This is a genomic window from Flavobacterium muglaense, from assembly GCF_014305155.1.
GTDB lineage: Bacteria > Bacteroidota > Bacteroidia > Flavobacteriales > Flavobacteriaceae > Flavobacterium > Flavobacterium muglaense.
Window position 1 is genome coordinate 65,344 of the sequence record NZ_JACRUK010000011.1, and the last position, 20,758, is coordinate 86,101.

General features: G+C 34.6%; 18 protein-coding genes and 1 pseudogene. 8 read left to right on the top strand and 11 right to left on the bottom strand.

Annotation, left to right across the window (positions count from 1 at the left end; translation table 11 throughout):
- Positions 1 to 2 precede the first annotated feature (2 nt).
- The 4 genes from H8R24_RS06820 to H8R24_RS06835 all read left to right on the top strand — a co-directional run bounded on the left by H8R24_RS06820 (position 3) and on the right by H8R24_RS06835 (position 4,527).
- The gene (locus tag H8R24_RS06820; RefSeq protein WP_187017812.1) at positions 3 to 650 is read left to right on the top strand and encodes an SCO family protein; all 648 of its coding nucleotides are present in this window, start codon (positions 3 to 5) and stop codon (positions 648 to 650) included.
- 7 nt (positions 651 to 657) lie between these two features.
- Positions 658 to 1,917 (top strand): alginate export family protein, encoded by a 1,260-nt coding sequence (locus tag H8R24_RS06825; RefSeq protein ID WP_187017813.1) that lies wholly within the window; start codon positions 658 to 660, stop codon positions 1,915 to 1,917.
- Positions 1,918 to 2,117: 200 nt separating this feature from the next.
- Positions 2,118 to 3,848 (top strand): tetratricopeptide repeat-containing sensor histidine kinase, encoded by a 1,731-nt coding sequence (locus H8R24_RS06830; protein ID WP_225876781.1) that lies wholly within the window; start codon positions 2,118 to 2,120, stop codon positions 3,846 to 3,848.
- A gap of 10 nt (positions 3,849 to 3,858) precedes the next feature.
- Positions 3,859 to 4,527 (top strand): response regulator transcription factor, encoded by a 669-nt coding sequence (locus tag H8R24_RS06835; protein WP_187017814.1) that lies wholly within the window; start codon positions 3,859 to 3,861, stop codon positions 4,525 to 4,527.
- 91 nt (positions 4,528 to 4,618) lie between these two features.
- Here H8R24_RS06835 and H8R24_RS06840 read toward each other — a convergent pair.
- The 8 genes and pseudogenes from H8R24_RS06840 to pnuC form a co-directional block, all read right to left on the bottom strand.
- A pseudogene (locus H8R24_RS06840) lies at positions 4,619 to 4,919 on the bottom strand (transposase); the annotation flags it as partial.
- Positions 4,920 to 5,208: 289 nt separating this feature from the next.
- Positions 5,209 to 6,585, bottom strand: a complete 1,377-nt coding sequence (locus H8R24_RS06845) for an AMP-binding protein (RefSeq protein ID WP_187017815.1) — start codon at positions 6,583 to 6,585, stop codon at positions 5,209 to 5,211.
- Positions 6,554 to 7,057, bottom strand: a complete 504-nt coding sequence (locus H8R24_RS06850) for a hypothetical protein (RefSeq protein WP_187017816.1) — start codon at positions 7,055 to 7,057, stop codon at positions 6,554 to 6,556. Before H8R24_RS06850 ends, H8R24_RS06845 begins: the two co-directional genes overlap by 32 nt.
- 70 nt (positions 7,058 to 7,127) lie before the next feature.
- The gene (locus H8R24_RS06855) at positions 7,128 to 8,888 is read right to left on the bottom strand and encodes a DUF58 domain-containing protein (RefSeq protein ID WP_187017817.1); all 1,761 of its coding nucleotides are present in this window, start codon (positions 8,886 to 8,888) and stop codon (positions 7,128 to 7,130) included.
- Positions 8,881 to 9,852 carry a hypothetical protein gene (locus H8R24_RS06860; protein ID WP_187017818.1) on the bottom strand — a complete coding sequence of 324 codons (972 nt, stop codon included), beginning with the start codon at positions 9,850 to 9,852 and terminating at the stop codon, positions 8,881 to 8,883. The genes H8R24_RS06855 and H8R24_RS06860 overlap by 8 nt, the downstream gene beginning before the upstream one ends.
- Positions 9,840 to 11,435 carry an AAA family ATPase gene (locus H8R24_RS06865; protein ID WP_222617374.1) on the bottom strand — a complete coding sequence of 532 codons (1,596 nt, stop codon included), beginning with the start codon at positions 11,433 to 11,435 and terminating at the stop codon, positions 9,840 to 9,842. The genes H8R24_RS06860 and H8R24_RS06865 overlap by 13 nt, the downstream gene beginning before the upstream one ends.
- Before the next feature lie 15 nt (positions 11,436 to 11,450).
- The gene (locus tag H8R24_RS06870; protein ID WP_187017819.1) at positions 11,451 to 12,458 is read right to left on the bottom strand and encodes an AAA family ATPase; all 1,008 of its coding nucleotides are present in this window, start codon (positions 12,456 to 12,458) and stop codon (positions 11,451 to 11,453) included.
- Complete coding sequence (pnuC, locus tag H8R24_RS06875; protein WP_187017820.1) at positions 12,442 to 13,020, bottom strand: nicotinamide riboside transporter PnuC; 579 nt, start codon at positions 13,018 to 13,020, stop codon at positions 12,442 to 12,444. Before pnuC ends, H8R24_RS06870 begins: the two co-directional genes overlap by 17 nt.
- Before the next feature lie 919 nt (positions 13,021 to 13,939).
- On the opposite strand from pnuC, the gene H8R24_RS06880 reads away from it, so the two are divergent.
- The 3 genes from H8R24_RS06880 to H8R24_RS06890 are packed head-to-tail and all read left to right on the top strand — an operon-like array spanning position 13,940 to position 15,368.
- A complete protein-coding gene (locus H8R24_RS06880; RefSeq protein WP_187017821.1) occupies positions 13,940 to 14,698 on the top strand; it encodes a hypothetical protein in 759 nt (252 codons plus the stop codon).
- A gap of 36 nt (positions 14,699 to 14,734) precedes the next feature.
- The gene (locus tag H8R24_RS06885) at positions 14,735 to 15,130 is read left to right on the top strand and encodes a DUF5675 family protein (protein ID WP_187017822.1); all 396 of its coding nucleotides are present in this window, start codon (positions 14,735 to 14,737) and stop codon (positions 15,128 to 15,130) included.
- 10 nt (positions 15,131 to 15,140) lie between these two features.
- Positions 15,141 to 15,368, top strand: a complete 228-nt coding sequence (locus tag H8R24_RS06890) for a hypothetical protein (protein ID WP_187017823.1) — start codon at positions 15,141 to 15,143, stop codon at positions 15,366 to 15,368.
- A 258-nt stretch (positions 15,369 to 15,626) separates the two neighbouring features.
- On the opposite strand, the gene H8R24_RS06895 is transcribed toward H8R24_RS06890, so the two are convergent.
- On the bottom strand, positions 15,627 to 15,806 hold the full coding sequence (locus H8R24_RS06895) for a hypothetical protein (RefSeq protein ID WP_187017824.1): 180 nt from the start codon (positions 15,804 to 15,806) through the stop codon (positions 15,627 to 15,629).
- 22 nt (positions 15,807 to 15,828) lie between these two features.
- The gene (locus tag H8R24_RS06900) at positions 15,829 to 16,251 is read right to left on the bottom strand and encodes a DUF6943 family protein (protein WP_187017825.1); all 423 of its coding nucleotides are present in this window, start codon (positions 16,249 to 16,251) and stop codon (positions 15,829 to 15,831) included.
- A gap of 261 nt (positions 16,252 to 16,512) precedes the next feature.
- Here H8R24_RS06900 and H8R24_RS06905 point away from each other — a divergent pair, with 261 nt between their 5' ends.
- Complete coding sequence (locus tag H8R24_RS06905; protein WP_187017826.1) at positions 16,513 to 16,674, top strand: hypothetical protein; 162 nt, start codon at positions 16,513 to 16,515, stop codon at positions 16,672 to 16,674.
- 983 nt (positions 16,675 to 17,657) lie between these two features.
- Here the strand turns inward: H8R24_RS06905 and H8R24_RS06910 are convergent.
- Positions 17,658 to 20,657, bottom strand: coding sequence for a DEAD/DEAH box helicase (locus tag H8R24_RS06910; RefSeq protein ID WP_187017827.1), 3,000 nt, complete (start codon positions 20,655 to 20,657; stop codon positions 17,658 to 17,660).
- Positions 20,658 to 20,758: the final 101 nt, after the last annotated feature.

The window sequence follows — 20,758 nt, forward strand, 5'->3', positions numbered from 1 at the left end:
AAATGAAAGCAAATAGTAAATTAACTAATAGTTTAAAGCTCGTTTTAGGATTGGCTATAATGCTGTTGTCACTTCAATCGTGCAATAAGAAAAAGGAAGAAAATAAATCGGGAGAGAATGCAACTGAAAAACCAGCTGTTAAACCTATTTCAGATTTATCAATCTATAATTTGCCATCAAAATGGACTACTCAAGATAATAAAAACATCGAGATGGTAGATCTAAAGGGAAAAGTGCTTGTAATGGTAATGATTTACACTTCTTGTAAGTCGGCTTGCCCAAGATTAGTGGCTGATATGCGAAATATAGAAGCTCATTTGCCAGAGAATATTAAAAAAAATGTCAAGCTCGTCTTAGTAAGTATCGACCCTGAAGTGGATACACCTACTAAATTAAAAGCCTTCTCTATCGAAAATAAAATGGAGGGGGATCAATGGTTATTCTTGCGCTCAACGGAAGAAAATACCCGTGAATTTGCAGCAGTATTAGCGGTAAATTACAAAAAAATAGCACCGATGGATTTTTCTCATTCAAACATTATTAGTGTTTTTAATGCCGAAGGAGAACTATCCTTTCAACAAGAAGGTATTGGTGTAAACTCGGATGAAACTATTAAAAAAATTACTGAAGAAGCAAATAAGCTAAATTAAAAAACTCATGAAATCATTAAAAATAATTGGTTTATCATTCTTAGGAATGATGAGCTTAAGTTCTTACGCTCAAGAATTTGACGCAAGTCTTCAATTGAGACCTCGTTATGAATATCGAAACGGATTTAAAAGCTTAATTAAAGATTCCGAAGATGCGACCTCATTTGTATCGCAACGTTCACGTTTAATTTTGAACTTTAAACAAGATAAGTTAAAAACTAAATTAAGTCTGCAAAACATACGTACTTGGGGTGATGCAGCCACCACTACCACAGCTGATAAAAACGGAGTTGCGGTGTTTGAAGCATGGGCACAATATGATTTTGATACCAACTGGAGTGCTCGTTTAGGGCGTCAGGTATTGTCTTATGATAATCAACGAATTTTAGGAGAAATTGATTGGGCGCAACAAGGACAAAGCCACGATGCGGCTGTTATCTCTTTTCATCCAAAAAATAATCAGTTGGATTTAGGGTTTGCTTTAAATGCAAATGCAGAGAATGTAGTAGCGCCTACAACGGCCTATACCACTAATTATAAATCATTGCAATACGCTTGGTATCATACGCAGTTTAGTAAAGTAAACATGAGTTTGTTATTTATGAATACGGGCTATGAATTTGCAAAAACAATAACCGACTTAAAAGTAGATTACAAACAAACCTTTGGAACCTACCTTTCTTACAAAGAAAATAAATGGGATACTAATTTAGGTTTGTACGGACAAGCAGGAAAAAGCAACTCAAACAAGGTGAATGCTTTTTATGCGGGAGCCAATATAGGGTATGCGCTAACAGGAAATTTGAAAGCGACTTTAGGTTATGAATTCCTTTCGGGTAAAGATCAAAATGATACTAGCATAGATTACAAATCGTTTACTCCTTTATTTGGTACCAATCATGGATTTAATGGTTTTATGGATTATTTCTATGTTGGGAATCATCAAAATAGTGTTGGTTTAAGTGATGTTTTTTTGAAATTAAATCTAACACAAAACAAATGGCAATTTAGCTTAACACCGCATTTATTCTCGGCGCCCAATACCGTTTTGGATGCTTCCAATGCTAAAATGGATCCTTATTTAGGTACTGAAATTGATTTCACTGCGGGTTATGCGCTTCAAAAAGATATTGTAGCTTCTGCAGGATATTCTCAAATGTTTGGCTCAAGCACTTTAGAACGACTTAAAGGCGGGAATGCAGGAAATACAAATAATTGGGTTTGGATGATGGTTTCATTTAGTCCAAAACTATTTACTTTTAAATAATAAATTGACATGTAAATAGCGGTATTGTGCTATGATTTTGTTTGCGTTATCGCTCGTTTAAAGAAAGTGATGTAACACCCACGGACAATATAAACAGCTCAACAACGCTTGAAGGTCCTGGTGATGAAATTATTATTATAACACTTCCAAAAAAAACTAAATAATAGGCATTAATTGCAATTAAATATTAATTTCGGGGAATGAAACTTTATATGTTGCGTTCCCCATTTTTTATTTTAATGCTTTTGTTTTCTATTGTGTCTTGTCAAGAGAGCGTGAAAACGAATAGCGATTCTTCAAATAATAAAGAGACTTCAAATGATAGTATAGCCGAACAATATTCCACATTAGGTGATACTTTTAGTAGTGAACATAAACTGGATAGTGCTTTCTATTACTATTTAAAATCGACAGAATTGCTCAAGGAAAAAGGTTCTAGCCCTTATATAGCCTATAATCTCGTGGGAATGGCACACATTCAGCAAACTTTTGGAGATTATTACAGTAGTGAGGAAACTTTGACCGAAGCCTTGCCCTACATCAATAATAATCTACAATATCAGGTGGCAGCCTATAATTTATTTGGCATCGCTGCCAAAGAATTAAAAAACTATGACGACGCCGTAAGTTATTATACTACAGTTTTAAAAACGGTAAAAGATTCTGTAGCTCGCGTGGCAGTCTTTAATAATATCGCTACTGTTTACCTAGAACAAAAAAAGTATAAGAAAGCAGTAGTACTTTTAGAGCCATTTTTAAAGTTGGATATTTTAGACAGCCTCCAAAATAAAAAAGCCAGAATTATGGACAATCTTGGATTTGCTTATTATAAAAACAAGCAAGATGCAAGAGGATTAACACTGATGAATGAAGCCTTAGTAATTAGGAAAAGCAACGCTGATTTCTATGGGAGTATTGAAAGCTATTTGCATCTGGCCGATTATTATCAAAATAAAGATTTTCAAAAATCAAAAGAAAATGCTTTACAAGCTTATCATGAAGCAACGAGGCAACAAAGTATAGACGAAAGGTTAGAAGCTTTGTCTTTTTTAATGAGCTACAATCAAGAAAAGGGAGTCAATAGGTATTCGTTGATGTTTGTAAATTTAAACGACAGCATTAAAAAAGTACGTAGCAATGCAAAAAACAAATTTGCTAAAATAAGGTATGATTCCAGGAAAGTGATTTTAGAAAACATCAAATATAAGGGGCTAAGGACAGCAACGCTTTTGCAACTTGAAACACAAAAAAACCAAAAGTACCTATCTGTTTTTGGACTTGTGATGCTACTAGCGGGAATTGGTTTTATAATCAATTACTATAAAAATAAAACCAAACAGGAACGATTAAAAGCAAGTTATAGTACTGAAACTAGAATATCGAAGCAGCTTCATGATGAATTGGCCAATGATGTTTTTTACACAATGACTTTTGCTGAAACTCAAGATTTACAGAACCCAGAGAAAAAAGAAACACTTTTAAATAATCTCGATAAAATTTATGCGAGGATACGAAATTTTTCTAAAGTTAATAGTCCGATTGAAACAGGAGAGCATTTTGAACGCAATATAAAGCAAATGCTTAACAGCTATAAAAGCAGCACTACCAAAGTTATTATTAAAAATGGAAACCCCATCGATTGGTCAAAAGTTGATGCCGAAAAAAAGATCGCTATCCATAGAGTTTTACAGGAGCTCATGGTGAATATGAAAAAATACAGCCAAGCTAGTTTTGTTGTCGTAGGTTTTGATCTGGAACTAAATAAGCTCAAAATTGAGTATTCAGATAACGGAATTGGTTTTGCAGAAAAACTAATTTTAAAAAATGGTCTCCAGAATGCGGAAAACCGTATTCAGACCATAAACGGAATACTTACTTTTGACACTCAAACCAATAAAGGTTTTAAAGCTAAGATTGTAGTTCCAAAATAATATGCCAAATATGTTTACAAAAGTTTTAATTGCAGATGATATAGATTTTAATGATATGGGTGCGGCTCAGACCCTCAATGAATTGGAAGTGTCTGAAATTCAATATGCAAAATACTGTGACGAAGCCCTGCTGAAGGTGAAAAAAGCAAACCTAGAAGGCAATCCGTTTCAACTCCTTATTTCTGATTTGTCTTTTAAAGCAGATCATCAAGTAAACCAACTCAATTCAGGGGAGGAACTCATAGCTGCTGTAAAAAAAGAAAATCCCGATATTAAAATAATTATTTTTTCAATTGAAGATAAAGTACACCGCATCAAATTATTGTTTGATGATTTACATATAGAAGGCTATGTTCTAAAAGGCAGAAACACCATTTATGACTTAAAAAGAGCGATCCATAAAGCTTACAACGAGGAAAAAGAAAACATTTCTCCTGAAATGTTGCATGTACTTCAAGACATGACCACTAGCGAAATTAATAATTATGACGTGCAACTGCTCAAATACCTCTCTAATGGAGTTTCTTTAGAGAATATTGAAACCTTTTTTAAACAAGAAAGGATTACTCCTAATAGTAAAAGTTCTATCGAAAAAAACATCAATAAACTCAAGATTTATTTCAAAGCCAACAATACAGTACATCTTGTGGCTATGGCCAAGGATTTAGGAATCGTTTAAAATTCAATTACAGAAAGCCTTGATTTATAGCTACTTCGTAGGGTGCTTGCTTAAAAAGTGTATAAGTTTAAAAATATGGTGTTTTGACTTTTTAATTAAAGTTGAACCCTTTTTTTAATATAGTTAAGAACTGGTTGAGGATTAAATGCCAATTTTCGATTGGCATTGACTGCTTTTTTAGTTGCTTCTCTCAGAGTCAAATGTACAGATTTTAAAACTGCTTCATCCGTAGGGAATGATAATTTGTTTTTGGTATATTTTCTAATCTTTCCATCAAGATTTTTAATTAAGTTTATGGTGTAAATTATTTTTCTAATTTCTACTGGAAAATCATAGAATACGGTAAGTTCCACCCAGGTTTTTCCCCAAGATTTAATAGTGTATGAATATTTAAGGCGAATAACTTTGGATCATATAAAATAACAAATGTTGCCGTGTGTTCGTAGAGTACCAGTAGAGAAGGAGGTCGAGTACCATTTGCTATTGATTTTCGAAGAGTCTTCAAAGGCAGTAATACTCTTTATTAAAGTAGACATTGATTGTGGGTCTTCGACAAACTCAGACTGACAGTACTTCAATAAGTTCACGCAAGTTTTAGTCGATTGACTAGCTCCCTCTTTTATTTGAAACAAATACATCCAAATCCCCAGTATTTATTAAGATTTAGATTAGCAACCAAGACTAGTTGTCGTCTAGTAATTCTGATGAGTATTGTGTTTTTTCTACCGTATTATTTTGAGATATTTTTTGAATAGTTGCTTGAATTTCAATATCATTTTTAAAAACTACATTCAATAATTGGATGATTTCTTTCGGACTAATGTCATTAGAATATCCTGTGAATTCAATCACTTTGTCTTGCCTTTGGTGCATTTTAAAACCGGCCAAAGGTAAATGAGATAGGCGATTAGAGATGTCGATATTGTTAATTTTTAGATGCGACTTTGTAAAGAAAATTACGGGATTTCGAGCTTCTAAGTCAATCAAATACGGAATGCCATCTACTATTTTTAGACTACAAAAATCGCCTGTTCTATAGCGAATTAAAGGTAAAAAGGGATTGCTGCCTCCTGTAACCACTAATTCACCTCTTTTGCCATTAGGCAGCGGCACATCATGGTGTTCGTCAAAAATTTCTAAGAATAAATCAGGCCGAATCACTTTGTGTCCAATTTCGGTAGCGTAGGCTATATTTCTACATTCCGTTAAGGAATAAACATCAATTACGGGGCATTTAAAATAATGTTCTAATTTGTTTTTTGTGCCTGTTGTGAGCTTCATCGCTGAAGAAATCATCGCCTTTGGCCTTAGTTCTGGTAGTAATGCTAACAATGCCATAAAAGCAAGGGGATCACCTGTAAGGATTTGTGGCTTGTATTTTTCGAGGTATTTTTTAGCATTATCAGGATGACTCCACTCAGACGGATTTAGATTAATTTTTAAGATGCCCGCTCCTCCCAAATAGGTCGATAAAGAAGCGTATGTCAATGTTTTTTCTTGGGCACAGATCAAAGCAATGGCTGTCGTATTTGAGCTTTCGGTGATAGAAATAGCAAAATCTTCCAAAACAGATTCTATTTGTGGTAACCAATTGGCTTGAGAAACAGCGTCAAAAAGCACATCTAACTTTGCGCCCGTTGATCCGGAGGTATAATACACCAACAATTCCTCTAGATTGGCCTCATTTGAAACAAATAAAGGAGCCTGTTTTCGGATATCGTCTCGATGCATCGTTGGAAAAGAATCGAATTGATTGCCTTTATTCTGGTAAAAAGGGACGGTGTCAAAGCACCATTGTACATAATCCGTTAGCCAAATTGGAGTTTGGCCTTCGTTCCAAAATAATTTGGTACTATAATAGTTCTTTTTATACGCTTTAACTTTTGATAGTTGTATCGCATTTAACCGATCTCCACTTTTAAAATTAAATTTTGGGGCAAGCGCATCTTGTTTAAGTGTGTTTAAAAAACTTAAATCGTCAAGCAACGGAAAACGTTCCGCGTCTGTTAATGCTATTTGAGGGTCACTACTCGCGTCCATAGGTATTTGCCGCTTCACGGGCTTTTTTTTCGGCCATCTCTCTTTTAATTCTCATTATTCTTTCATTTGCTTCGTATGATTCTCTTAAGACTTTTTGGCGATCGGCACTGCTCAGCGAGGCTAATTTATCTATGGCTTCCTCATCACTTTCGCCTTCGGGTAGAATTTTACAAGTGTATAATAACAAGCGTACCATTTCTTCTGCCCGTTCTTCGTCACTAATCCAGTTCTCAAATTTCACATAAAGAGCCGCTTCCGCTAAGGCTTCAAACCAAAAAGTATATAATTTGTCTTCTAAAAAAGGACAATTTATAAAGTTGGGATGACTCAGTAACCAAGTCGAAATAGCAATGGTTCGCCAATGATTATCTTCGATGTAGGCTAAATTATATTCGCTAGGGATCTTAAATTCTTTTTTTAAAAAGTCGTTACATACAATTCTATAGGTATCACAAACTAGGGCAATCGCATTTAACCCTCCTTTTTCCATAAGGGAAGTGGGTTTTAAAAAAATATCAGGACATTTTCTTAGATGAGTGACTAATTCAAAGACATTATAGTTAGACATAATTATAGTTTTGGTGTGAAAAGTCTTGTGCAAACTTCAAAAGTTCTGCTTCGTTGGTAACATAATACACATTCCAGCCCATTTTTTCTAATCGGATTACGAAGTCTTTTTCATAATCGGGATGCGAATGTAAGACCATTGTTCCATGTCCACCAGCATTTTTTAAGGCAAGTTCCGCCAATTCCCAATGAGTTTGTTTGTTTGGTGTATCAGAGTCTAGCATGCTAAAAATATCATTATCGGTAACGATTACAATATGCGACTTTTTAGTTGGTATTTTTTCAAATGGTTTTCGCAATCGTTCTATTCCATAGGCATAACCAGTGCCTAAATAGGAGGTTAGGGTGGTGAGTAAATCAGTTTCATCATCAATAAAGCCGTCGGTTTCCAAGTAACTTCCAGGTTCGCCAGAAAGACATCCCATAACCGAGGCTCCGGCACGTAAAGCGGATAGTCCTATAACTGTAGCGGCTAGTATTGGCCATGAAAAATTTTGCCGTGGATTCATCATCGAACCCGAACAATCGATGCCAATATATACATTTAACGGGTTTTCTGAAAGGCTATTATCTGCATCAGAACCGTAGGTTCGCTTTTGAGTAGTTAATCCAGGAATAAGTGTGGGAGATAAAATGGACGATTGCAACCAATCCACTTCTTCCATGGGGTCTCCAATATCCCAAGTTTCCAATCCTTCGGGCAAATCTAGGGAGACATTTTCTGAAATTTCGACAGGAAAATCAATCAAATGCGGTAAAGCAATTTCTTTGTAATAGCCATTGAGCAAATGCTGTTCATCTGCATTGGGATTGAGTTGTTTCATCAAATCAATGTAGTTTCCGGGTCCCATATACGCATTTCTTGGACCTTGTCCGCCAGCTTTGTTTTTTTCGGATACTAAACTTTCTTTTTTATTTTGATCGTCATCATCTTTTAAACCAATGGCTTCTTTTCGCATATCAATAATCTCGTCATAGCCTTCTAAATCGAGCGTCGTCATTCCTGAGATGTTCATAGCGCCCATTCCTGCATCTTCAGCATCTAACAATATTAAAATCTTTTTACGCGTTTCTTGAAAGCTTTTGTCATCCATTAAATACGGATAGAGCAACACGGCAAAACGACCGCCACCGTGCATCCAGTTTTTGGAATAACTTCGAATCAAATGGGCTAATAATGAGGCATCAGCATCTATTTTTTTACTGTGAAAAGACTTATTGCTTGCTAATTCTCCTCGATTTAAACGCCATAAATATTCATAAGTACGCATCATCAATGTCCAAAATTCAGAAAAAGTATCCTCTGAATTAATCGCTTTGTACACCTCAACCATTTGTAATTTATTGGTTCGCTGTAGTTTGTCGTTGATTAAAAAATCGGTATATAAATTAGAAACCATAGGCGCTCTGTCTTCCAAACCAGGCAAACCAAAGCGGATTCGATTCAATAATATGGCATTATCATATAAATTTGCTGGTGCAAAAATATGATGACCAATTTCATGTGCCAATACTTCAAGAGCATAATTGGTAATACCACGTTCTACAATTTCTTCTAAATTGATCACAATGCGATGATCGGTCAATCGTATCATTGCAAAGCTGCCCGTGAGTCCTTCTTTTTGGGCTTCTTGATGCGATAAACACCAAATGGGTTCTTGCAAACGCAACAAAGGATTCCATTCCAACTTTGCAGCTTGCCAAAGCGACTGCCATAACTTGAATGTTGTCTCTATGTTGGATTGATTATTCATTACTATGGCTGAATAAGTATAAAAAATAAGAGTTTTCCAAAGTAAAAGCCAAGGTGTCTTTGGTGACCACAACTGATGAAATAGTGGAGGGATCAATTTCCTCCTTGTATTTTTCTAGCCAAGTTTTCAAGATTTCAAACTGTTTAGAATTGGATAGAATATAAGAAGGAGCAACAGTAGTGGCAGGAAGAAGGACTTTGCCAAATTGGTCTGCAAAAAGGGCGTAACTATTTTTTGTATCCGTTACCAATAGATGTTGGTCTAGTTGTGCTAGTTTTGGTGGATGTTCAAAAAATCCCGTTGTGCCTTTAAAGCCGCCTTGTACCCCTTGAAATTGTGTACTGGTATCTGCCCAAGGAGTTTCAAAAAGCAGTTTGCTGTTTTTAGACAAACCGATGGTGTCGACAACGGTTTGTTGTAGGCTTTCAGCAAGCGCTTCGTAATCTGTTTTTAAACGAATTCGTAAATGTGCCAAACCGCATTTCCAAGCATAAATACGCCCTACCGTTTTAAAATCTTCGATGGTTTTAATTTCGACACTGCTAGATTTCATTAAGTCACACCATGCGATACTTTTTTCGGGTGCATGCAGCTGAAGGTTTAAAAGGACATCGTTTAATAAGGCAAGGACTTTTGTTGGAAATTTTACGATTAGGTTGGGCATTTGAACAAGCAATAGCCAGGCCGCTTTGTATTCCTCCCTATACCGAATGGCCAAGCCACTTCCAATTAATTTTAACGATTCTAGATACAACGCTTTAACGACTTCATGCACTTTTTCTGGGGCTGAATTTTCGTCGAAAGCAGCTTTTACAATAGGTTCAACAACTTCTACCATCCATTTGGCAATGGCTTGAGCGGGTAAGTTGCCATACTTTATTTCGCCTTCCCTGTACCATTGATTGTACAAGGTGCTATTTTGGCTTAATGCTGCAATAAGTTGTGGATCGCTTATTTTTTCCATTGCAGCCATCTTTTGTAATTGGTATAACGTTGATGTAGGTATTTTAATTTTAAAATATCATCTGCTCGATAGCCGTATAACTTTTTCTCTTCAGACCATACTTGTAGTTGTTTTTCTATAGTTAAAAGGCGAGAGTCAATTTCTTTTGATGAGATGTTTTCAAGTCCTTTTTTAAATTCCTCTTCCAGTTTTTCAACAGGGTCATTTCGATCCAAATCTTGGCTCACATATTCATCGCAAGACAAATCGAATAAGTTTCTTAACCAAACAATGCGATCTACTCTATAGACTTCATTGCCTACTTGGTCAAAAAAGGGCGATTCTAAATGAGGAACTAAGCTGTCGTGTAAAACAAAGGGCAGCACTTGTCTAATGTCTTCTAGTTCTACTTTTTTATTACCTCTAAAATAGGCCAATGATTTAGAGAACATCAACAAGGTCATAATTTTTCGAACGGATAAACCGTTTTTTGCTTGTGAACCTAAATCTTTAATAGGATCTTTTCCTGTTTCTTTTCTAAAAAGAGTACGCATATCCATACCAGACAATTTTGCGGTGTCTTTGGTCATGTATTCCAATCGATTGGAGGCAGGCTCAAAAAACTCAAATTGGCGACAAAAAAACTCGATGCGTTTGCGTAATTCGCGATCGATTTTTACACCTCTTATTTGTTTATTTACCGTAGTTAATTCCTCTTCGGTAAAAATAATTTCTTCGGGAATAATCGCTTCTGGTTTAAAATTGAGTTCAATACGCTGCAATAAATCGTCTATAAACCGCGTATTAAAGTGCATTGCTCTAATCACGATGTCAATTCGATCCTTTAAAGCTTCAATAACTTGATAGGTTCCGCCACCCGCATCATCATTGGCGGTAAGGTACCAGGCTCCTTCGGGACATTCATAAATTTGATCGAATATTTCAGCATAATTATCAGCCAAAACGGTTAATAACGCCGATTGTGTTCGAGTGGGTATTCGATTGTATTCATCAATAATTTTCACCCGCATGCTCAGCCATTTTCGCCAAGCAATTCTAATGTCTGAAGTTTTTTCGGCCTTTACCATATCTGAGGGCAAGGGATGTCCTAATAAATCGGAAATCGTCATTTGAGGTTGACCGTGTTGAATGGCCCGCATCACGTCTTTTTTGTCATATCCTGCCAATAAGCCCATCAATACCGAAGTCGCTGTTTTTCCACGACCAGGTCCACCAACAATGAGACACTTTCCTCTTGCCGCTAAATTCAATAACGGCATTAATACAAAACTTGAATAGCTTTGATCCGTAGGCAAATGAACAGGTACTTTGCTGTCTCCAAATAAAAACGTTTTGGGGTCGCCATCATTGAACTCGATATCGTAATAGGGACTAATAATGGCCGTATTGGTTATCCAAAAATAGGCTTGACGCAATTTTTCATCTAGGCTAATGGCGTCGTTAGCGTCAGCTTGAGGAGCATCACTGGAATAAAGATCTTCTATTTGAAATCTAGCATTGTTGTGGTGTTCCTCTTGTGGATTGGTGGGCGATTCAGGGACTTTCTTAAAAAAACCCATCGTTTTATTTAGTAAATCAGACATGGTTCTATTTTTGCTCTAAGTTAGGTTAAATTTATTGTTTTCTGTAGCAAACAATACTTTTGATACTTGTTCTATTCTTTCTTCAACGCTGCCTTTGAGTATGTAATACTTAAGATTTCTAGCGTTTAAATCATCAATTATTTGTTGTTGGAAAACGTTTCTTTTTACGTCGCCAGATCGATCCCAAGTGTCATCATAAGGAATGTCGGTATCGCATAGAAAGATAATGTCATGCCTGCTTTCGGCCACTTTTGCTAAATTTTCCAATTCAGGGAGTGCTTTGCCATGATAATCTAATGAAAATAAATAGGTAGTAATTGCATTGGTGTCGGAGAACAAAAATCGATTGGATTGTACTACCAAAGCATCTTCTCTTTCAATATGGATTTGGGCTATTTTTAAAAGATCGTCTAAGGTCAGTCTTTTATCTATTTGATGATTTTCCCAGTACTCTCTTCCGTATTCAGGCATCCATTGGGTATTAAAATGCGTGGCTAATTTTTCTGCCAGAGTAGTTTTGCCTGTTGAAGGAGCACCAAGCAAGACCACTTTTGTAATTAAATCGACATATACTTTGGGGTGAATAAAATTTTGGTACTTAAAAGGATCTTGTCTGATTTTTGTAGCAGAGATAGGAATGCTGTTCCGACTACTATCTACTGGTCTATTTATGGCATTCAAGGCAGCACTCATGTGTACGCCATACGGTTCACTCGAGTAAAAATGTGAAATGTTGCGATTGCCTATAACATGTGTCACATAATCTTCTTGAATTTTCATGATCTCAGGGGTGTAGCCGCTATCGTTTGGCGAATTGACACCTTCGATAACCGTGATTTCGGGGTATAGTTCCCGAATCCAACCCGCTCTAGTCGCCAAAGGAATATTTAGTATGGGATCGTCATAAATTAGCACGATCAATTCATCAACCTCTTTAATAGCGGTTTCTATTACGAACTGATGCCCTTTGTGAAAAGGAGCAAATTTACCCAATGTCAATCCAATTTTATGTTTGTGTTCCATGCTTTAATTCTTCTTTATATGCTTTCTTCCATTCCAAATAACCAATTATAGCCATGACCAAAAAAAGAACATATAATACGGTTGTAAAATACAGCCCTTTATAAGCATATACCGTAATGGCAACCACATCGACTACAATCCAAAATAGCCAGGAATCTAATACTTTTTTTATCATCAAATATTGCGCAACTAGACTTGTAATCGTTATAAAAGCATCGGCATAAGGATAGGAGGCGTCTGTTTTTGTTTGCATAATATATCCTAGGAAAAAGGATACTATAATCGTTAAACTAATCCAGAATCCTATGTTTTTCACCAGTGTTATGCGCAATGTACTTTGATTGGAGCCACCATATTTCCAGTTATACCATCCATATACTTGCAGAAAGATGTAAATAACATGCAAAATCATATCCGAATATAATTTTGCAGTATAGAAAACAAAACAAAAAACGGTTACTTGAATTAAACCAAAATACCAACACCAAATATTTTCTTTGATAGTAAAGTAAACGGCCAAAAAACCGAAAATTGAGCCAAATATTTCTAAAGTTGTATCCATAAAGTTGGGGATAAAGATATAATAATGTATTGTGATTATTAGGATCAAGCCCAAAAGTTATTTTAATTCAGTTTGACTTTATTTAATTTCTAAGATATTTCAGAATCAAGTCAAAATGATGTGGGCTAGAAGTAAAAACAAAAAACCCTAACTCACTGATTAACAGTTGCTAGGGTTTTAATTCTGCGGAGAAAGAGGGATTTGTATTCCTCTTTTTATGCTAGTGTTTATAAGGCTTTAGCTGTTATATGTTTCGATAGGTCATTAAATAGGTCACTTGTAAAAACCAGTAAAGAACATTAAAAAATATTTGATGTAAATATAATCAATATTTCTATATAATAGAATACTTTAGACTATTCTTTGAACTACTTAATGAACTAGTTATTAATGGATAAAGAACCGTTTTAGAGCTTCGTAGAAGCATCAAATCCTATCCGATAATACAACGTAAAACGTGTTCAATTTGTAGTCCTGAAAAGTCACAAAACTCTTCTATTGAAATTAATTGATGAGGCTCTTTGTTGAGGTTGTTTTTTACCTTAATTAAATACAATCTTGCCTGTCTATATGTTTTACCTGTAATACGTTGTACATCCTTTGGATAAATACATACCCTAGTGTTACTTCCTACCACATTTTTATATTTTAATACATTACCTATGCCTTTGGTATGCTTATGAGTAACCTCAACATACAATCAATAAGCTTCGATTTTATACAAAGTTATGGAAATCACTTTATGGATAAGTGATTAAAATAGGTAATTATTTACTCTTTAGTACCACTATTGACATTCACTTTTTGAAATTAGGTTTAAATGATGGAAACTTTGCTTTAAATCATTCGAGATTTAGTTGCAACGAGTATTCGGAATGAAGGAGTATTTAATGAGTTTTAAACTTAAATTTTAGAAATTATGGCAAGACAGAAAGGCATAATTAAATTGAAAGGTACTATCGGAGATATTACTTTTTACAAAACCCAAGATGGGCATTTGGCACGTGAAAAAGGAGGTATAGATGCCAATAGAATTAAAAATGATCCGGCGTTTCAAAGAACACGTGAGAATGGTTCTGAGTTTGGTAGAGCAGGTAAGGCAGGAAAGATTTTAAGAACGGCATTTAGAGCGTTGTTGTTGAATTCTGCGGACAGTAAAATGGTTAGTCGATTAACACAACAAATGGTTAAGGTAATCCAAGCTGATACCACAAGTGTTAGAGGATTAAGAAATGTAATTGATGGTGAAGCTGAACTTTTAGCGGGTTTCGAATTCAATATCCGAGGGAAACTAGGCACCAGTTTATTTGCGCCTTTTGTAGGGGCAATTGACCGAGTGACTGGAAATATTACCGTTGATTTGGCTTCATTTGTTCCGTTGAATATGATTGCTGCACCATCGGGAACAACACATTTTAAAATTATTTCCGCAGGTGCGGAAATTGATTTTGAGGCGGAAACATTTGTTGAAGCGCATTCTGAAACGGCAATTTTGCCTTGGGATATAAATGCTACTGCTGTAATTAGCCAAACAAATGCTGTTACACCAGCTAGCACAAAACCGTTATTTTTGGCTCTTGGACTTGAGTTTTACCAAGATGTAAATGGAGCAATGTATCCTTTGAAAAATGGCTCTTACAATCCATTATCGATTGTGAAAGTAGATAGCGGTGTTTAATAATTAGTATTCAGAGTTCAGTAATTAGTGATCAGTATGATACTTATATTAAATAGAACTTATTTCCCTGATGGAACTAATGGTAAACTCGAATGCGAGGGCAAATTCATCTGTAATACCATTGAATTGCCTTGGAAGAATAACGAAACGAAAGTTTCCTGCATTCCGGAAGGGAAATATTTTATAAGAAAGCGATACAGCAAGAAATTTCAATGGCATTTTGAAGTATTGGAGGTAAAAAATCGAAGTTTGATCCTATTCCATCCTGCCAATAATGCTTTGCAAGAACTGAAAGGTTGTATAGCTCCAGTAACTAAACTTTCAGGACCTGGATTAGGTCTAATGTCTCGAAAAGCTTTTGTCAAACTAAAAGAATTGGTTTATAAAGCTTTAGATAGCAATGAAAGTATCGAATTGATTATTCAATCTTAATTTAAAAATTATGAAAAAAATATTAAATAGAGCTTCAGCTCCCACACCAAAGTTTTTTAAAGTGCTTCGAAATGTTGGTTTGGCATTAGTTGCCATAGGAGGAACTATTTTAGCAGCGCCGATTGCATTACCCGTTGTGGTAACATCTATCGGAGGTTATTTGGCTGTTGCTGGAGGTGTTGTTTCAGCGGTTAGTCAATTGACAACCTCAACAGAAAAAGAGGATGGAGCACAGTAATTCGACTGTAGTTGGTACCGCTGGTGGTACATTTTTGAGTGTTTTACCGAATTTGCATTCGGAAGATGTTTTGAAAACTATAATTCTAGCCACGCTTGGAGCAATAGTAAGTTTTACAATATCTTTTGTACTCAAAATTTTAATCAAGAAGCACAAAAAATAGTCTAATTCTAGTTGTGCCCCGATATCTATCGGGGTTTGGATTAGACGATAATGAAGCCCAAACCGTAAGGATTGGGCTTTTTTTGTGGCTAAAAATTAAACCTCTTCAAATAGATTTAAAGTAACTTCTAAAACGACCACTTCGGAATTGTGGTTGTACAATTCTTGCCATTTTGCGCTATCTATGGCTTTGGCTCTAGTGTCGAAAATGCCAAAACATACTCTTGATGCTTTGGATTTCCAATTATCAGTTTGGTACAAAATAAATAGTTTCATTTTTGTTGATTTAAGTTGATAATTATTTCCTGCAATACCTGTATAAAATGGTTCTTCGTAAATCATTTATGAGATTAATGTTCTCGTGAAATTGTTTTTCTTTATTCTCTAAAATTTTTAGAGCTGCCACATTCTTTTGATGTTCTTCGTGTTCCTGCATCATCAAACTAGCCTTTGAATTGAATTCTTTTGAGAAATCTGGTAGGCGCAAAAACGGAATTACTGAACCCACTAAAAATGGATGCCAAAACTTGGTTTTCCATAAGCTGTAAGCCACAAAATAAATACCCTCGCAGTCTTCCTCATTTTGAAAAACGAGTACAAAGCTGTTCGTAAATGGCTCTTTTTGAGGTTTACCGCTGTTCATTCCTTTGTTCAAAATAAACAAATGAGGTTTTGTATATGCAGTGCCTTTTTGATGGGTTTTAATAATGAAATTTGACATACTTTCGGTTTTAAGATAATATGCCTCGCTGAACTCGACACACATAAAATTTTTTAAAAGAAAAAAGGAAAAAAAAGAAAGTCATCTCTCAAGTGGAGGTTTCAAGAAAAGCAAGTTTTTTCAAGAAAATACTACCCGATAGGGTGGAGATTTTATTGAAAACCGTAGGCTTGAACTTTCTTTTCTTGAAACTGGAACTTACCTTTACTTTCTTTTTATTTATTTTTTTATTTTCCTCGTGACCGATAAATATCTTATGAAATGGAATCGAAAAAAGTTGATTTGGATGATGGAAGTTCTTCAGAAAGGGTATGGATTTTAAAACAGGAAAAAGAAATATCAAATCCATTCCTATTATTTTCTGTTTTAAAATTCATACTCTTTCCTGGACTTGATTTTGTGGGTATTGAAAATCACTTTTAACAAATATTTCTATTTGCCATAAACGTTGTAAAGTGATTTTCAATACTTACAAAAACAATGAAAATATGTTTCCTAGTGCGATGAGGCAGAAGCGCAGGGAAGTGTGTGGTTTTTTATTTGCTTACTGGGGTGTTTCTGATTGTTTTTATGATGGCTTGATGCCTGAAATAGTGTTCAGTATGCAGGATTTAGTATTCAGTAAAGTAAGTTCTTGTAAATTGCTATGGCATCTTGGCCATCGTGAAAACAATTACTTCCTGTTTTCTGGCAAATAAGAAACCACACTCTTGCTGGCTTTTTGGTTTTATGGGTAGAAAAATGGCTTTATCCATAGGCAAATCAACTACATATTAAAGCCATTTTTCTATTCATAAAAGCAATGCAAACACTACCGATTTATGCGGTTTGTTGCTAAAACCATTGATATGTTCTTATGAAAATAAAATATTCTAAGTAATAATAAAGTTGAATCGAAGCAGTGATTGGGGTTTGTGAAGGACGGTTTTTTGAGTGGCTGGGTGATGCGATGGGAGCTGCTCAAAAAGTTGTCCTGGAGCAAACCCCTTGCGTGTTGGGTGTGGCGGCTGTTTTACATAAATGATATTATAACTTCTGGACAAAAACCAAAAAACAATATAAACGCTTTGTGCTGAATTATAATACTCAATTATGTAAAACAGCTTGGGGAAAGTTTTTGTTGCCTACCACTAAATTTTCTTTTGAATGGTAAACGTTCTAGGGCATACAAAAACTTTTGGAGCGTTGGCAAAGGAGTGACTTATGAAATGTAAAACTTCCTTTTTACCACCGAACGAAAAAGAATATTCTCGTTATTGAAAACGTAATTAGTGAAATGAAGCAAACAAAGAATTGATGCTAGGAATACTTGGACTAGGAGCGATTTTTGTGCAGCTGAATGAGATAATGGATTATGGAAATTCCTAAAACATATAGTGTTATTTTTATATTTGCTTCTTTCTTAATCAAGTAAGTCTTTCCTCAATCAAATCTTTCCAAATTACAAAACCTTTCCTGTCGGTTGAATAATCGTGAAGTATTCTACTGAAATTATCTGGAGGATTTTCTATAAAAGATTGTCTTCCATCATTTCTAATGGTATTTAGATAGTTATCAACTTGTTTTAATTTATCAGGAAGTGATTTTTTGTCATTATCAAAATGCCAAATATAAGTTGCTTCTTCAGTATTTAAGGTTTCTAAAACGATATGAAATCCTGTTTTTCCTGCTAGAAGAAAAACAAATGAAAATGGATTCAAAACAAATCGAATTTTAAGAATAGTTCTCTCGTGATTATTGGCTAAATATTGTAAATGTGTTTGGTGCTTGTAATTTTGATTTTGCAAAAAATCATTCAATAATTCATCTCCAGAGTCATATAACTTGGCATACTTTTCATTTTGTAATTGATTTATATCTAGTAAATTTTCTTTACCAATCGTGTTGGGTTTTCCCAAGTAAGTCTTTGCAATAAACTTAAACTTTACACTTTCAATCAATTCTTCGGTTATCTTTTCTAGATCATTGGATAGTGCCAATTGCGAAATTAGTATTCCATTTTCAAATTCAGCGTGAATAGTGACCGTGATGTTTCTTACTTTGAGTGTTTTGAAAAAATAAGTTTTCAAAACTTCAAATTCGGGTCTTATTTCATAATTTTCAATATCAAATTCAAGCTCGGTTTTCATTTCTGGAACCTCATATTTAAAAGAGATACTTCCGTACCGAAATTCAAGTTTTTCAAATGGAATTTTTACTTTTTTATCAATACTAAAATTGTTTTTCGGAACAATAATATCTTCTTCGGGTTCATCAAATAAAGTCGCTTGTTTGTCAATTTTTCTGTAATAGACATTTCTTTTCAGAAACATTTTATTCAAATAATCAATCTTGATATCACGATAATCATAAATTGTAGGTGTTATTTCTGAACGTTGTACTCTACCAATGTATTGGATTAATTTTCCTTCAAAGGAAAACGGATATACTAGAAAAAGACAATTGGCATTTTGCAAATCGGTTCCTTCTCCAAAGAATTGACCTGTTGTTATAACTACCTGATAGTTTCCTTCTTTTAGTAATTTCCATTTTGAGTTTTTACTGCTTTCAGAATCTTCACCGCTTAACGTAATTATTTCGTAAGACTGCTTTAAATACTGATAGAGCGAGTCAATATGTTCTTTTCGTTCGGTAATAATAATTACTTTTTTTAACGATTTTAATTCATTGATAACATCTTCAAGAATTGCTTTGTTCCTTGTAGAATCGTGAACTAGGATTTTTGATAATGTCTCAAATTTGTCTGTTTTTGAATTGAAAGGCACATCAAGATCGGTATTTCGAATAATGATTTTTGGTTTTTTTGAGGTGCTTATTTCATCAGATTTTATTTCTGCAATCATATCACCCAAATGAATAAAAATCAATTTGCTATCATTGTATTTTCGGAATGGTGTTGCCGTTAATCCATACAAATAAAAGGTTTGTAATTTTGAAATTGTATTTCTGAATGTTTCCGCAGGAATATGATGGCATTCGTCCAAAATAATAGTCCCAAAAGCATTCAAAAGTTTCTCTCCATCCGGTTTCTCCAATTCTTTTGATAGACTTTGAATCATTGCAACTGTTATCTGCTTACCGATTTTTGTTTTTCCTTGGCCAATTTTTCCAATCTCATTTTTTGGAATTCCAAGAAAAGTTTCAATTCGCTCAATCCATTGGTCGGCAATTTGTTTGCGATGTGTGATGATTAATGCAGGTTGTTTTTTCTCTGCAATAATTTTTAGTCCAACGATAGTTTTTCCAGAACCTGGAGGAGCTACAATTACTCCTAAATCTTTCTTTGCAATCGTGTCAATCACTATTTGCTGATGTTCTCGGAGTTGTGCATTGAATAAGAAAGAAACCTCCTTTGATTTTTTTCTTTCATCTTTAAAATCGTATTCAATATTATTTGCTCTACAAAATCGAATTATTTTCCCTGTAAAACCTCTAGGAATTATGACTTCGTTTTCCGTTTCTTCAACTAGTTTGAAATACCGCTCTGTTCCAAAAGTACTTTTACCCATCTTCTTTTTTATTAAAAAATGGGTATTTATAAAATTCAATTCTTCTTTTAGAAAATTAATTAGTGGAGTTGGAATAGCATTGCGATTAATTTTGACCACATTTGCCAATCGTATCGTTAACTTTTCATTGTATAATTTAGGTACAATCGAAGCAATACTGTTTTGTTGGGTATAATGAATTTGATATAATTCATCCAATTTTATTGTCGAAATTTTTTGAATATTTTTTATAAAATCCCATTGGTTTGGAATTGGTTCAAGACTTTCTATATCAATAAAACAACTGTTTCCTTGTTCAAATGTTTTTTTATACAAAGGAAGTGCTATCAAATTTCCAAATCCTTTTCCAGATAGAAAATCTTGATTAGGAAACATTCGGTCAAAACTAGAACTTTTGTCAAATAAAGAAAAAACGCCAGTTTGCTCTAGAATTGAAATGAAAATCTTTCTGCTTTTTATAGCTGGATAGGGTTGTTCAAAAAATATCCAAACGTGTCCGCCTTTACCAGATCGAGAGCGTTCCAAATAGGCAGGAATTCCTTTTTGAGTACAAGTATTTATAAATTTTTTGCAGTCCTCAAGCCAATCTACTTTGTCAAAATCGGCAACAATAAACCAAGAAGTATTATCTTTAAGTAAAGGATAGATACCAATATGTTGTTCGCCGTTTAGGTGTTTTTCAATTTCCTTATCAGTGAATGTCAAATATTCTTTATCAGCATAATTTTGAAAAGTTCCACCATTCATTTTATGAGCTCGATACCGATATGGGTCATAAAAATAGGCTGGCATATAGCCACTTTTACTCCCTTTTTCCCAACGAACTGCAAACACATCTTCTCTTCCTGCAAACACAGATTTGAAAAGTTGGATGTCATTTGTTGAACTTAATGGCATAATTTAGATTATTCAAAGAGTCTGTTTTTAAATAAAACACAAGTGAATTAGAATGTTTTAGATATGAATGCGATTAGGAAATTAAATAAACAGCAACACTT

Excerpts from the sequence above, each read along its gene's own strand:
- H8R24_RS06820 (WP_187017812.1), top strand. The coding sequence starts at position 3 with ATGAAAGCAAATAGTAAATTAACTAATAGTTTAAAGCTCGTTTTAGGA.
- H8R24_RS06825 (WP_187017813.1), top strand. The coding sequence starts at position 658 with ATGAAATCATTAAAAATAATTGGTTTATCATTCTTAGGAATGATGAGC.
- H8R24_RS06830 (WP_225876781.1), top strand. The coding sequence starts at position 2,118 with ATGAAACTTTATATGTTGCGTTCCCCATTTTTTATTTTAATGCTTTTG.
- H8R24_RS06835 (WP_187017814.1), top strand. The coding sequence starts at position 3,859 with ATGTTTACAAAAGTTTTAATTGCAGATGATATAGATTTTAATGATATG.
- H8R24_RS06850 (WP_187017816.1), bottom strand. The coding sequence starts at position 7,057 with ATGGAAAAAGGAGGGTTAAATGCGATTGCCCTAGTTTGTGATACCTAT.
- H8R24_RS06855 (WP_187017817.1), bottom strand. The coding sequence starts at position 8,888 with ATGAATAATCAATCCAACATAGAGACAACATTCAAGTTATGGCAGTCG.
- H8R24_RS06860 (WP_187017818.1), bottom strand. The coding sequence starts at position 9,852 with ATGGAAAAAATAAGCGATCCACAACTTATTGCAGCATTAAGCCAAAAT.
- H8R24_RS06865 (WP_222617374.1), bottom strand. The coding sequence starts at position 11,435 with ATGTCTGATTTACTAAATAAAACGATGGGTTTTTTTAAGAAAGTCCCT.
- H8R24_RS06870 (WP_187017819.1), bottom strand. The coding sequence starts at position 12,458 with ATGGAACACAAACATAAAATTGGATTGACATTGGGTAAATTTGCTCCT.
- pnuC (WP_187017820.1), bottom strand. The coding sequence starts at position 13,020 with ATGGATACAACTTTAGAAATATTTGGCTCAATTTTCGGTTTTTTGGCC.
- H8R24_RS06880 (WP_187017821.1), top strand. The coding sequence starts at position 13,940 with ATGGCAAGACAGAAAGGCATAATTAAATTGAAAGGTACTATCGGAGAT.
- H8R24_RS06885 (WP_187017822.1), top strand. The coding sequence starts at position 14,735 with ATGATACTTATATTAAATAGAACTTATTTCCCTGATGGAACTAATGGT.
- H8R24_RS06890 (WP_187017823.1), top strand. The coding sequence starts at position 15,141 with ATGAAAAAAATATTAAATAGAGCTTCAGCTCCCACACCAAAGTTTTTT.
- H8R24_RS06895 (WP_187017824.1), bottom strand. The coding sequence starts at position 15,806 with ATGAAACTATTTATTTTGTACCAAACTGATAATTGGAAATCCAAAGCA.
- H8R24_RS06900 (WP_187017825.1), bottom strand. The coding sequence starts at position 16,251 with ATGTCAAATTTCATTATTAAAACCCATCAAAAAGGCACTGCATATACA.
- H8R24_RS06905 (WP_187017826.1), top strand. The coding sequence starts at position 16,513 with ATGGAATCGAAAAAAGTTGATTTGGATGATGGAAGTTCTTCAGAAAGG.
- H8R24_RS06910 (WP_187017827.1), bottom strand. The coding sequence starts at position 20,657 with ATGCCATTAAGTTCAACAAATGACATCCAACTTTTCAAATCTGTGTTT.